This is a genomic window from Pseudomonas sp. TE24901, from assembly GCF_054058375.1.
On record NZ_JBSSAF010000005.1, the window covers coordinates 271,499 to 283,913 of the forward strand.

9 protein-coding genes are annotated in these 12,415 nt (G+C 61.9%); 5 read left to right on the forward strand and 4 right to left on the reverse strand.

Features of this window, described 5'->3' with window-relative positions:
- Window positions 1-4: 4 nt before the first annotated feature.
- The 4 genes from ACVWVP_RS12345 (at window position 5) to ACVWVP_RS12360 (ending at window position 5,567) form a co-directional block, all read left to right on the forward strand.
- The gene (locus ACVWVP_RS12345; protein WP_457406147.1) at window positions 5-3,067 is read left to right on the forward strand and encodes an efflux RND transporter permease subunit; all 3,063 of its coding nucleotides are present in this window, start codon (window positions 5-7) and stop codon (window positions 3,065-3,067) included.
- Window positions 3,068-3,164: 97 nt separating this feature from the next.
- Window positions 3,165-3,704, forward strand: coding sequence for a kinase inhibitor (locus ACVWVP_RS12350; RefSeq protein ID WP_457406149.1), 540 nt, complete (start codon window positions 3,165-3,167; stop codon window positions 3,702-3,704).
- 5 nt (window positions 3,705-3,709) lie between these two features.
- Window positions 3,710-4,531: a helix-turn-helix transcriptional regulator gene (locus ACVWVP_RS12355; protein ID WP_178920138.1), complete on the forward strand. Its 822-nt coding sequence runs from the start codon at window positions 3,710-3,712 to the stop codon at window positions 4,529-4,531.
- A gap of 166 nt (window positions 4,532-4,697) precedes the next feature.
- On the forward strand, window positions 4,698-5,567 hold the full coding sequence (locus tag ACVWVP_RS12360) for an isocitrate lyase/PEP mutase family protein (protein WP_176996135.1): 870 nt from the start codon (window positions 4,698-4,700) through the stop codon (window positions 5,565-5,567).
- A gap of 107 nt (window positions 5,568-5,674) precedes the next feature.
- Here the strand turns inward: ACVWVP_RS12360 and ACVWVP_RS12365 are convergent, their stop codons facing one another.
- From ACVWVP_RS12365 to ACVWVP_RS12375, 3 genes are all read right to left on the reverse strand, one after another.
- The gene (locus ACVWVP_RS12365; RefSeq protein WP_457406153.1) at window positions 5,675-6,430 is read right to left on the reverse strand and encodes an SDR family NAD(P)-dependent oxidoreductase; all 756 of its coding nucleotides are present in this window, start codon (window positions 6,428-6,430) and stop codon (window positions 5,675-5,677) included.
- Window positions 6,431-6,524: 94 nt separating this feature from the next.
- Complete coding sequence (locus tag ACVWVP_RS12370; RefSeq protein WP_457406156.1) at window positions 6,525-7,421, reverse strand: AraC family transcriptional regulator N-terminal domain-containing protein; 897 nt, start codon at window positions 7,419-7,421, stop codon at window positions 6,525-6,527.
- A gap of 123 nt (window positions 7,422-7,544) precedes the next feature.
- Window positions 7,545-10,154, reverse strand: a complete 2,610-nt coding sequence (locus ACVWVP_RS12375) for a hypothetical protein (RefSeq protein ID WP_457406159.1) — start codon at window positions 10,152-10,154, stop codon at window positions 7,545-7,547.
- Window positions 10,155-10,611: 457 nt separating this feature from the next.
- On the opposite strand from ACVWVP_RS12375, the gene ACVWVP_RS12380 reads away from it, so the two are divergent.
- The gene (locus ACVWVP_RS12380; protein ID WP_457406161.1) at window positions 10,612-11,934 is read left to right on the forward strand and encodes an OprD family porin; all 1,323 of its coding nucleotides are present in this window, start codon (window positions 10,612-10,614) and stop codon (window positions 11,932-11,934) included.
- Here ACVWVP_RS12380 and ACVWVP_RS12385 read toward each other — a convergent pair whose 3' ends face one another.
- Window positions 11,935-12,411 carry a winged helix-turn-helix transcriptional regulator gene (locus tag ACVWVP_RS12385; protein WP_457406165.1) on the reverse strand — a complete coding sequence of 159 codons (477 nt, stop codon included), beginning with the start codon at window positions 12,409-12,411 and terminating at the stop codon, window positions 11,935-11,937. It abuts the gene before it with no gap.
- Window positions 12,412-12,415 lie beyond the last annotated feature (4 nt).

Below are 12,415 nucleotides of genomic sequence, written 5' to 3' on the forward strand. Positions count from 1 at the left end.
TCCCATGAAGCTTACCGATACCTTTATACATCGACCGGTCTGGGCGATTGTCGTCTCGCTGTTCATCCTGATCCTGGGGCTGCGCTCGATCTTCGAACTGCCAGTGAACCAATGGCCGCGCACGGAAAACACCGTGGTCACCATCACCACCGCGTATTACGGCGCGGATGCGTCCACGGTCGCCGGCTTCATCACCCAGCCGTTGGAATCGGCCATCGCCCAGGCCCAAGGCATTGATTACTTGTCTTCGACGAGCATCACCGGGGTCTCGACCATCACCGCCACCCTGCGGCTTAACTACGAGGCCAGCAAGGCGCTCACCGAGATCAACACCCAGGTCAACTCGGTCAAGAACCAGTTGCCGGCCCAGTCCCAGGAACCGGTGCTCACCGTGGCCGTCGGGCAAACCACTGACGCCATGTACCTGGGTTTCTACAGCGACACCTTGCCCACCAACAACATCACCGACTACCTGGTGCGGGTGGTCAAGCCCAAGCTGGATTCGCTGCAAGGCGTGCAAACCGCCGAAATCCTCGGCGGGCGCCAGTTTGCCCTGCGCGCCTGGCTCGACCCGAACAAGCTGGCGGCGCACAACGTGTCGGCGCAGGACGTGTCCACCGCCCTGGCCAATAACAACTTCCTGTCGGCCGTCGGCTCCACGCGCGGACAAACCGTCACGGTTGACCTCACGGCCGGCACCGATTTGCACACGGTGGATGAGTTCAAGCGCCTGGTCATCAAACAGAAAGGCGACGCCCTGGTGTACCTGGAAGACGTCGCCACCGTCACCCTCGGCGCCGAAAGCTACGACAGCAGCGTGGCGTTTTCCGGCAAGCGCTCGGTGTTTATCGGTATCAAGGCGGCGCCAAGTGCCAACATCCTGACCGTGGCCGAGAGCGTGCGTGAAGCTTTCCCGGAGCTTCAATCCCAACTGCCCAGCGGCGTGCGCGGCGAGATCGTGTATGACTCCACGGCCTTCATCAACACCTCGATCTATGAAGTGGTGAAGACCCTGGTCGAGGCCATGATTATCGTCTCGGTGGTCATCTACCTGTTCCTTGGCTCGTTCCGCGCGGTGATCGTGCCGTTGGTGGCGATTCCGCTGTCGTTGGTCGGCACCTTTTTTGTCATGTACCTGCTGGGGTATTCCATCAACCTGTTGACCCTGCTCGCCCTGGTGCTGGCCATCGGGCTGGTGGTGGATGACGCCATCATCGTGGTGGAGAACGTCGACCGACATATCAAGGAAGAAGGCAAGAGCGTCCTGGACGCCGCGTTGACGGCGGCACGGGAATTGGGTGGGCCGATCCTGGCGATGACGGTGGTGCTGGTCGCCGCCTATGTGCCGATCGGGCTGCGCAGTGGCCTGACGGGTGCGCTGTTCAAGGAGTTCTGTTTCTCGCTGGCCGGCGCGGTGACGGTGTCGGCCGTGGTTGCGTTGACCCTGTCGCCGATGATGACGTCCACACTGTTCAAGCCCGGGCAGGAAGAAGGACGCTTCGCCCGCCGCCTCGACGGCTATTTCGACTGGCTGCGCAAGCGTTACCACCGCGTCCTGTCAGGCGGGCTAGATATCTGGCCGGTGCTGGTGACCTTTGGGTTTGTGCTGTTCCTGCTGGTGGCCGCCAGTGGCATGACCGCCAAGAGCGAGCTATCACCCACCGAAGACCAAGGCCTGGTGTTCATGCAGATCAAAGGCCCGCCCACCGCCTCGCCGCAGCAGATGGAGCGCATTGCCGACCAGGCGTTCCAGATCGCCAACAAAGAGGCTGAATACGCGCAGATGTTCCAGCTGACCGGGTTGCCGATTCTCAACCAAGGCCTGGGCGGCGTACTGCTCAAAACCTGGGACGACCGCACCCGCTCCCAGGCCCAGTTGATCCTGGAACTGCAGCAAAAGTGGAACCAGGTGCCGGGCGCAACCATTGCCGCGTTCCCGCTGCCGTCGCTGCCAGGCGCCCAGGGTTTGCCCGTGCAATTCGTGATCACCACCACCGACTCAATCGAGAACCTCAACGAGGTGGCCCAGGCGGTAATGGCCGAAGCGCAGAAACAACAGCTGTTCTACTTCTCCGACATGGACCTGAAACTCGACAAACCCCAGGCCCGCCTGGTGGTCGACCGTGAAAAAATCGCCGCCCTGGGCATGACCCAGGCCGACGTCGGTGCCGCGTTATCCGCCGCCTTGGGTGGCAACTACGTGAACTACTTCTCCACTGCCGGGCGCTCGTACAAAGTGATTCCCCAGGTGTTGCAAGTCGACCGTCTGAACCCGGAGCAGATCCTCGATTACTACATCCGCACGCCGTCGGGCAGCATGATCCCGGCGCGTACGGTGGCGCATATCGAAACCTCCACGCAGCCGGAGTCGATCAACCACTTCCAGCAGCTCAATTCGGCAACCCTTTCGGGTGTGAGTGGCGTGGCCCAGGGCGAACTGCTGGCCAAACTCAACACCATCCTGAAAAACGTCGCGCCGTCGGGCTACACCTCTGATTTTTCCGGCGAATCGCGCCAGTTCATCCAGGAATCGGGTGGGTTTGTCGGGCTGTTGCTGTTCTCGATCCTGATCGTCTACCTGGCCCTGGCGTTCCAGTTCGAAAGCTTCCGCGACCCGGTGGTTATCCTGTTTTCGGTGCCCCCTGCCCTGTTTGGCGCGCTGGCTTTTATCACCATGGGCTACGCCTCGATCAACGTGTACACCCAAGTGGGCCTGGTGACGTTGTTGGGCTTGATCACCAAGCACGGCATTTTGATCGTGCAATTTGCCAATGAACTGCAACGCGCCGGGCGCAGCAAGCGCGAGGCTATTGAAGAAGCTGCAGCGGTTCGGCTGCGGCCCATTTTAATGACCACCGCCGCAATGGTGCTGGGCGTAGTGCCGCTGGTGTGGGCCTCCGGCGCTGGCGCGGCGGGCCGGCACGACATGGGCCTGGTGATTTTCAGCGGGCTGTCGATTGGTACCCTGCTGACGCTGTTCATGGTGCCGGCGATGTATATGTTCATTGGTGCGACGCACCATCAGGAAGCAGAACAGCCAGTGCCGGAGTACCCGGTGCGAGGTTGATTGAGCACTTCAGCACAATCATCGAGCGCTTCAGCACAGCCCTCCATTCGGGGGCTGCCTAGAATCGACGCTCACCTCCCACTTGGACGCCTCCTGGATGAAACTCAACGCCTTTGTGCCCGCACTCGCCATCGCCCTGTCAGCCAGCAGCCACGCTGCCAGCTTCAGCCTCAGCAGCCCGGACATCGCTGACGGGCGCCCGCTGACCAAACAGCAAGAGTTCAGCGGCTTTGGCTGCAACGGTGACAACCTTTCCCCGGCGCTGGCCTGGAGCAACGCTCCCCAGGGCACTAAAAGTTACGCGATCACCGTCTATGACCCGGACGCCCCCACGGGTAGCGGATGGTGGCATTGGACGCTGGTCAATCTCCCGGTTTCCGTCAGCAGCCTGCCGCGCAATGCTGGCATGCACCTTCCAGCCGGCGCCGTCGAAGGCCGCACGGATTACGGCAAGCCCGGTTTCGGCGGCGCATGCCCACCCGTGGGTGACAAGCCCCATCGTTATCAATTCACGGTATGGGCGTTGAAAGTCGATAAGCTGCCGATCGACAATCAGGCCAGCGGTGCCCTGGTGGGCTACATGCTCAACGCCAACAGCCTGGCCAAGGCCACCCTCACGTCGCCCTACGGACGCTAGCCACGATGGATGCACACGACGCCCTGCAGCACCGCGAAAACATTCTCGAAAGCTGTGTGATCCAGGCCCGACACCTTCACACCCTGCGGCGGGTGCCGATCTTCATGACGGCGTTGTGTCGTGTGCGCCAAGGGCAAAAGCGCTTGCAGTGGGACGAGCAGGAAATGCTCGCCGGCCCGCAGCATCTGGTGCTGATGCCGGCTGGACGTGAGCTGGGCGTGTCGAACTTCCCGGGGGCACAGGGTCACTACATCGCGGATGTGGTGTCGTTTCCGGTGTCGGTGTTGCGTCAGTTCATGGCCCGCTACGGCGAGCAATTCGCCCGCTCCGCGCCGGGGCATGTGAATACCGAGTTGTGTGTGCGCCTGGATAAACAGACCCGGCAAGCCTGGGATCAACTGTTGGTTGCACTGAATTCGGGCGCACCCGCCGCGTTATGCACGCACTATGGCGAAGCGGTCCTGCTGTGCCTGTGCTTGTCCGGCCAGGCGGGCCCGTTGTTGATGGGGCGCAATGATCCGCTGTCCGAACGCGTGCAGCGACTGATGATGAGCAATTTGTCCAAGGACTGGACGATTGCTGCCGCGGCCCATCAGTTGAATGTGGGTGAGTCCACGCTGCGCCGCCAGTTGGCCAACGAAGATGCGAGCTTTCGCTCGATCCTCGAAAATGTTCGGCTGGCAGCGGCCTTGCAGCGTTTGCAAACCTCTTCCGACCCGATTGGCGAGATCGCCAGCGCCTGTGGCTACGCCTCGCCTTCACGCTTTGCTGTGCGCTTCAAAACCCACTACGGGCTTTCACCAAGGGCACTGCGCGCCGCGATTTGACGGCGTTTCGCCTTGTCCATCGACTAACTGTGAACCCTGGATCCATGTGTTTGGCACATGCCTCATGCTCAAACGTCATAATCCCTTGTTCACCTGCATGGTAATCTCGCGCCACCACGAATAGACATTGATCGTCACAAGACGATGACCAGAGCCAGGAAACAACATGCCGAAAATTTCTCACTCAGCACTGCGCCGTAATTTCCGTGAACTGCTTGCAAAGCCGATCTGCGTAGAAACCGCCTCCGTCTTCGACCCCATGTCCGCCCGTATCGCGGCCGACCTGGGCTTTGAAGTCGGCATCCTCGGCGGTTCGGTCGCATCCTTGCAGGTACTGGCGGCACCCGATTTTGCGCTGATCACCCTGAGTGAGTTCGTCGAGCAAGCCACGCGGATCGGCCGTGTGGCCCAACTGCCATTCATTGCCGACGCCGACCACGGCTACGGTAACGCGTTGAACGTGATGCGCACCGTCGAAGAGCTTGAACGCGCCGGCGTCGCCGCGCTGACCATCGAAGACACCCTGCTGCCCGCACAATTCGGGCGCAAATCCACCGACCTGATCTCCATCGATGAAGGCATCGGCAAGGTCAAGGCCGCGCTGGAAGCCCGCGTCGACCCGGCGTTGTCCATCATCGCGCGCACCAATGCCGGCGTGCTGCCGACCGAAGACGTCATCGAACGCACCAAGGCCTACGAAAAAGCCGGCGCCGACGGGATCTGCATGGTCGGCGTCAAAGACTTCGATCACCTGGAGCAGATTGCGCAGAACCTCACGGTGCCGCTGATGCTGGTGACCTACGCCAACCCCAAGCTCAACGACAGCGAGCGCCTGGCCAAGCTGGGCGTGCGCATCGTGGTGGCCGGCCACGGCGCCTACTTCGCCTCGATCAAGGCCACCTACGACAGCCTGCGTGCCCAGCGCAACATCACGTCCAGCACCTCGAACCTCAGCGCCACCGAACTGACCCACACCTACACGCTGCCTGAAAGCTACGTGGCATGGGCCGAAGAATTCATGGATGTAAAAGAGTAACAACCCCGCCCTGCTCTCCTGCCAATGGCAGGAGAGCCCGCATCACTTCGTGAACATCCGGGCCACACGCGTTACGAATCTGGGCGCGCCGAAGATAGGCGCGTGAATCAGATGCCCTGGCCGCCAGACACTTCGATACGCTGGGCATTGACCCAGCGGTTGTTCTCGGACAACAGGCCGGCGATCATCGGGCCGATGTCGTCGGGTACACCGGCACGCCCCAGGGCGGTCATGTCGGCGAAGATCTTGTTCACTTCCGGGTTGTCGCGCACCGCGCCGCCGCCAAAATCCGTCTCGATGGCACCCGGTGCCACGGTATTCACCGCAATCCCGCGACCGCCGAACTCCTTGGCCATGTACACCGACAGCACTTCCACCGCCGCTTTCACCGCCGCATAGGCCGCGTAGCCGGGTAACGATACGCGGGTGAGCCCGGTAGACAGGTTGACGATACGCCCGCCGTCGGCGATCAGCGGCAACAACGCCTGGGTGAGAAAGTAAACGCCCTTGAAGTGCACGTTGACCAGGCCGTCGAACTGCGCCTCGCGGGTGTGTTCGATCAGCGCGTAGTCACCGTGGCCGGCGTTGTTCACCAGGTGATCGAAACGGTCGCGCTGCCAGTGATGGCGCAGCACGTCAGCCAGCTCGCTGGCGAACGCGGCAAAACCGCTGACATTGCCAGTGTCCAAGGGCAGCGCCACGGCTTTGCGGCCCAGGGCCTGGATCTCGGCGACCACCGCCAGCGCATCGTCTGCACGGCGCTGATAGGTGACGATGACATCGCCGCCCTGGCGCGCAATGCTCAGGGCAGTGTTACGACCGAGACCGCGGCTGGCGCCGGTGACGAGGGTGATGTGGGTCATGGCAAGGCTCCTCTGTGGGTGTGGGCCCATGATAGGAAGCTGCCTGGCAGAAGGCGTTGCCGGAAACTGGAGGTTGTTTGCCTATTGCTACCAATCAGGCCGAGGCCATGGCCCCGCCTTTAGCCGCCTCAACCTCCTTGATCGGCGGCAGGCCGAACATCCGCGCGTATTCGCGGTTGAACTGCGACACGCTTTCATAGCCCACATTGAACGCCGCGCTACTGGCCGAGGCCCCTTCGGCCATCATCAGGCGACGAGCCTCGATCAGGCGCAGGTTCTTCTGGAACTGCAGGGGTGACAACGAGGTGATCGCACGGAAATGCCGGTGGAACGACGACGGGCTCATGCCCGCCGTTGCGGCCAGTTGATCAACCGGCAGCGGTTGCTTGAAGTCTGCCCGCAGCACCGCGACCGCCCGTGCTACGCGATGGGCCTGGCCTTCTGCCCAACCCAACCTGCGGATCGCAGCGCCGTGACGGCCCACCAACAGCCAGTAATGCAGCTCACGTACCCGCTGTGCATACAGCACTGGAACGCACTCGGGAAAGTCGAGGGTACGCATCAAGCGCAAGGCGGCATCGACCACTTCGGCATCGGTGCGCTCGGCGGCTTTGAGCGGCGTGTCGACGCTCGACGGTTGCGGTTTGATCTGCAACGACAATTCGGCAATGACGGCCGGGTCCAGGTCGAGCACGATCGACAGGTAAGGCTCTTCGGCACTGGCCCGGGTGATCTGGCTGACGGTTGGGACATCGGCGGTGATCAACAGCGAGTCGCCCGCCTGGAAGGTATGGGTCTGCGTGCCCAGGTTCACGTCCTTGGCGCCCTGCAGCACCAGGCAGATCAGGGGGTTGGGCATGGCGTGGATCAGGCCGCTGGGCGTGGTCGAGCGAATGGTCGTCAAACCGGGAACCGGGGTCTGGGCGACACCTGCAGCGTCGGCGTTGGCCTCGACATACTGGCGCACAGCGTCGAGCAGTGTATGGGGCATCGGGATCATCCGTCCTGTGTCAAAACGCGCCGCGACTGAAAGTATGCGGCCAGACACAGATTAAGCGAAACGATGCCCTGCGTATCCACCTGCACCGACCAGGTCGGCACAGGTGACCCACGGTCAATAATTGGCGTTGGGGTTGCCCACGTCCACATAGCCATTTTTCGGTGCGATGATCACCTCCAGTGGCGGCGGCGTCACGCCGAAGCCCTTGAACTGGTCCGACAGCCCCTTGTACCAGTCCTCCTGTTGTTTCTTGCGTGCATTGTCAGCCTTGATATCGGCAATGATCGCGTAGATCAGCCCACCCACCGCCGCAATCCCGCCCACGGCGCCCGCCAGTGCACCGGCTGCGCCGCCGATGGCGCCGGCTGCTTCTGCCACGCCGGCTGCGACGGTGGTGATGCGCGGCACCACATAGGTGGCCACTTCTACCGCGCCGGCCACAGCCGACAACCCATTGAGACCGGCAAACGTGCCCTGGAAACCTGCCGCCACCTTGTCACCGCTTTGCGCCGAGTTCTTCGCCGAAATCGCCCCGGTAACCAACCCCAGCACGTTGCCCGCGACACCGCCCAGGCTCTTGCCGACGTTCTCCACGTCTTTCACGAACTTGGGCGCATCAAACTTGTAGGTGCCCTGCTTGGTGCGATCGAACTGATCCTGGACGAACTTGGCGCCGCCTTCCATGAACAAGCCCGCCGCCTGGAACGACTGGCCCACCGTCTGCGCAGTGCTGCCACCCTTGCCGCTGGCGATCCGCGTGCCGATGGCGCCGGCCAGCAACACGCCGGAAACCCCGTGCATCACCCCGGCCTTGTAGGTCGCGCTGACCCCGGCCGGCAGTTTGCCACCCCAGGTGCTCTGGACCTTCTTGATGGCGTCGTCGAACTTGGCGCCGCCGCGCATGGCGTCTTCCACCGCACGAATGCCACTGATGATATCGGCGGTTTTAGGCGGTGCTTCCCCGGGCGGGGTGAAAGCCGCGATGTTGTCGTTGATCACCTGCTCGAGGCGCGGGTCATTGGCGCCGGTCACGCCCAGGCCACGGTAGAAGTCATCGATGGACTGGCCTTTGAGCAAGTCCTCGCGGCCCATTTTTGCGGCCGCGTCATTGAAGCTTGAGGTGCCCGCCTGCACGGTCTTGTCATCGAGTACGGCGTCGAAGATCGCCTTGTTCACGCCGGACTGGATCACCGCCTTGTCCGCCGGCACGCCGCTGGCGATCAGGTCGTTCATCTCTTTGCCGGAGGTGATGTTGGCGTAGTCAGCCTTGACCCTGTCCTTGATCGCCTGCGGGGCATTCTCGAAGGCTTTCTTGTAGTCCGGCTGCTTGCCCAACGCCTGGGCGTAGAAGTCGGGGTATTTGATAAAGCTCGACAGCGCGTCGGTGGTGCTCACGCCTTTGGGGGCGAACGCATTTTCCAGGGCGTCGGTGCTGGACGACGCTTCCAGGCGGCGCTCCATTTCGGCTTTCAATGCCGGGTCGGCAGCGACCATTTTCTGCAACTGCTCGGTGCCCTGGGTGTTGAGAAACTGCTGGACGTCCGGGTCCTTGCTGAGCGTGTCGATTCGGCTTTGTACATCGTTGATGAAGTCTTCGCGCTGCTGGCCCGGCGACTTGCCTTCGCCGGACCACTCATTTGCGCCATCCGGGCCCTGATGCGCAAACGCGTCAGCCCCGGCCTTGTAGTTGGCCAGGCCGGTGGACAGTTCGATGATCGCGGCCGTCTTGTCAGCCCCACTGGCGTTAGTGTTGCCCGTGGTGAAGTAATCGGCGCCGACTTTGGAAGCATCACCCCCGGCTGCCTTCACGGCGTCTTCGGTGGCCTTGGCGTTGAGGTCCTTGATCTGGTCGTCGGCGCTGTTGCCGTCCAGGCCCTTGAGGTTGTCGTAGCCGTACTTGCCAAAGTCCTGCAGGCGCCCGGCCTCGGTACCGTGGCGGGCTTCGCCGTCCTTGGTGAAGCCGTCGATCCTGCCGTTGCCCACATCGCCGCCGTCGATGTGCTTGCCGGTCTCGTCGTAGTTCTCGACATAGTTGAGCACTTGCGCGGCGCGCCAGGCGGCATCGGGGTCGTGTTCAAAATCACCGACACGCTCGCGCAGCTTGTCCTTCACGCCACTCTGGTTGCCGAGATTCTTGAGCAGAGGGTTGTCGTCGATGATCTGCTGGGCGCTGCGGGTGTCGCCCACCGGGCGACCTTCGCCCGGCAAGGGCAAGTGATTGGAGGGCGCGTCCCCCTTGGGTGGCGTCTTGGGCTTGGTGATCGGCAACTCGCCCTTGAGGGTGTCCCAGCCGTATTTACCGAAGTCCTGCAGGCGCCCGGCCTCGGTACCGTGGCGTGCGTCGCCGCCTTTGGTGAAACCGTCGATCCTGCCGTTGCCGGCGTCATTGAGTTCTGCCCGCTTGACCGTGGGCTTGCCGTTTTCGTCAAGTTTCTCGATGTGCTCCAGCACGCGGCTGGCGCGGTAGGCCGCGTCCGGGTCATGTTCGAAGTCCCCCACGCGCTCGCGCAGCTTGTCTTTCACACCGCTTTGGTTGCCGAGGTTCTTGAGCAGCGGGTTGTCATCGATGATCTGTTGGGCGCTGCGGAAGTCACCCTGGGGGCGCTTTGTATCGGGACCGAGACGGTTGTCGTCCGGCTGATTGTCTACCGCCCTGGACACCGCTTTGTTCCAGTTCGCGTTATCGCCTGCGGCGGGTTTGCTATCGACCGGATTGACCTGCATCACCTATCTCCTGGTACGGCGTGGGAGACGGGATTATTGAGGGTTAAGTGCAACAGTCTTGTTACACAGACAGAATGATCGGCGCAATCATCCTGCCATCACTCGAACGACGGTTATAGATGAAATTTTATATAACTTAGTTTAAATAAGCGTAAAAAATCCGCCGCAGAGCCTGCGGCGGCAAACCAAAGGTTTTTGTCGAAGCAGAGCGGCTAAGACCCTTTCAACGCTACACCTGCGACCGATTAAACATAGTGAAGTTTAATTAATCGAGTTTAATCATCCGCAGGGCTGCAGGCCGCGCAGTCTGTGCTTAGAATCAGCTTCGGCACTCATGCCGAACACAATAAAAACGGCAACGCCTCACTTCGAACCCTGCCCATAAAACCTTATGCATTGTCCAAATAAAGTGCGGTGTTTCTGTGCGCGCGTTAATTATTCCGGGGAAGTAAAGAACATGATCAAACAGTGGAGCCTGTTAACACTGGCCGTGTGTGCCAGTATCAGCCAAGCGGCCTTCGCCGAGTCAGTCAGCGACCAGGCCGATTCCAAGGGGTTCATCGACGGCAGCAGCATCACCGGGCTGTTGCGCAACTACTACTTTGACCGCGATCGGCAAAGTGGCAAGGCCGACAACCGCGACTGGACCCAGGGCGCAATGCTCAACTACGCCTCGGGCTTCACCCAAGGCACCATCGGCTTTGGCGTGGATGCCTATGCCTATGGCGCGATGAAACTGGACGCCACCCACGCCGATGCTGGCACCGGCGAATTGCCCACCAACCGCAATGGCGACCCGAAGGATGGCTACGGCTCAGTGGGGGCTGCGGTGAAGATCAAGATCTCCAAGACCCAGCTCAAGTTCGGTGACATGCAACCCACCGCACCGGTTTTCGCCACCGGGGGCACGCGGATCCTGCCGCAGACCGCCACCGGTTTTGACCTGACCAGCAGCGAAATCGCCGGCCTGGACCTGGAGGCCGGCCACTTCACCAGCACCAACAGCGGCATGACCAGTGACCATGAGCACGACATCTACGCCACCTACGCCAATGTCGCGGCCAACAGTGCGAGTTTCGTCGGCGGCAAATACACCTTCACGCCGTCCTTGAGTGCGACGGTGTACGCCGGTGAGCTGGAAGATATCTGGCGCCAGTACTACACCAACCTCAACTATGTGTTGCCGCTGGGTCATGACCAGTCGCTGGCACTGGACGGCAACCTGTACCGCACCCTCGACACCGGCAGCGCCAAGGCCGGTGCGATCAACAACACCACCTATTCGTTGGCGGCGGCCTATTCGTTCCTGCAGGCGCATACCCTGACGCTGTCGTTCCAGAAAGTGCACGGCGACACGCCTTTCGACTACATCGGCACCGGCAACAACGGCGCCGGCGAAGGCGGCGATTCGGTGTTCTTGGCCAACTCGATCCAGTGGGGTGACTTCAACGGCCCGGGCGAGCAGTCCTGGGGCATCCGCTATGACCTGAACATGGCGAGCTACGGCGTGCCGGGCCTGAGCTTCATGACCCGCTACGTCAACGGTACGGACATCAACGGCACCCACACCCCGGCCAACAGCGCCTATGTGGGCGACTACGGTGCCGACGGCGACCACCACGAGACCGATGTGGAAGCCAAGTACGTGCTGCAAAGCGGCCCGGCGAAAAACATGTCGCTGCGCGTGCGCGATGCGATGGTTTCCTCCAACGCCGATCAGCGTGACGGCAAGCTCAATGAGCTGCGCCTGATCGTCGACTATCCGTTTACCCTGCTGTAATCACGCCGGGCCCAGCCGCTGGCGCATGCCTGCGCTGGCGGCTGGACCGGCTTGCACCACGCACTGCTCCAGCGGCACCAGAACGCCTTCAGCGGTGGCCATTGTCGGCTGCACCGGCTTGCCGGTCTCGCGTTGCACCACCTCGACACTCCTGCCCTCCTCGGCAAAATGCCGATTGCCCCACGCCACCAGCGACATCAGCACCATGCCGAAGTCCTCACCCCTGGCGGTGGGCACGTATTCATAACGCGGTGGCCGCTCGCTGTAGGCCCGACGCTCCAGCATGCCCGCCTCCACCAAGCCATTGAGACGACGCGTCAACATGTTCGGCGCGATGCCCAGGCTGCGCGAGAACTCATCAAAACGCCGCAAGCCATGCAACGCATCGCGCATGATCAACATGCTCCACCACTCCCCTACCCGTTCAAGGCTGCGAGCGATCGGGCATTCTTCACTGACAAGGGATTTGCGTTGCATCGGC

Excerpts from the sequence above, each read along its gene's own strand:
- ACVWVP_RS12380 (WP_457406161.1), top strand. The coding sequence starts at position 10,612 with ATGATCAAACAGTGGAGCCTGTTAACACTGGCCGTGTGTGCCAGTATC.
- ACVWVP_RS12370 (WP_457406156.1), bottom strand. The coding sequence starts at position 7,421 with ATGCCCCATACACTGCTCGACGCTGTGCGCCAGTATGTCGAGGCCAAC.
- ACVWVP_RS12345 (WP_457406147.1), top strand. The coding sequence starts at position 5 with ATGAAGCTTACCGATACCTTTATACATCGACCGGTCTGGGCGATTGTC.
- ACVWVP_RS12385 (WP_457406165.1), bottom strand. The coding sequence starts at position 12,411 with ATGCAACGCAAATCCCTTGTCAGTGAAGAATGCCCGATCGCTCGCAGC.
- ACVWVP_RS12350 (WP_457406149.1), top strand. The coding sequence starts at position 3,165 with ATGAAACTCAACGCCTTTGTGCCCGCACTCGCCATCGCCCTGTCAGCC.
- ACVWVP_RS12360 (WP_176996135.1), top strand. The coding sequence starts at position 4,698 with ATGCCGAAAATTTCTCACTCAGCACTGCGCCGTAATTTCCGTGAACTG.
- ACVWVP_RS12355 (WP_178920138.1), top strand. The coding sequence starts at position 3,710 with ATGGATGCACACGACGCCCTGCAGCACCGCGAAAACATTCTCGAAAGC.
- ACVWVP_RS12375 (WP_457406159.1), bottom strand. The coding sequence starts at position 10,154 with ATGCAGGTCAATCCGGTCGATAGCAAACCCGCCGCAGGCGATAACGCG.
- ACVWVP_RS12365 (WP_457406153.1), bottom strand. The coding sequence starts at position 6,430 with ATGACCCACATCACCCTCGTCACCGGCGCCAGCCGCGGTCTCGGTCGT.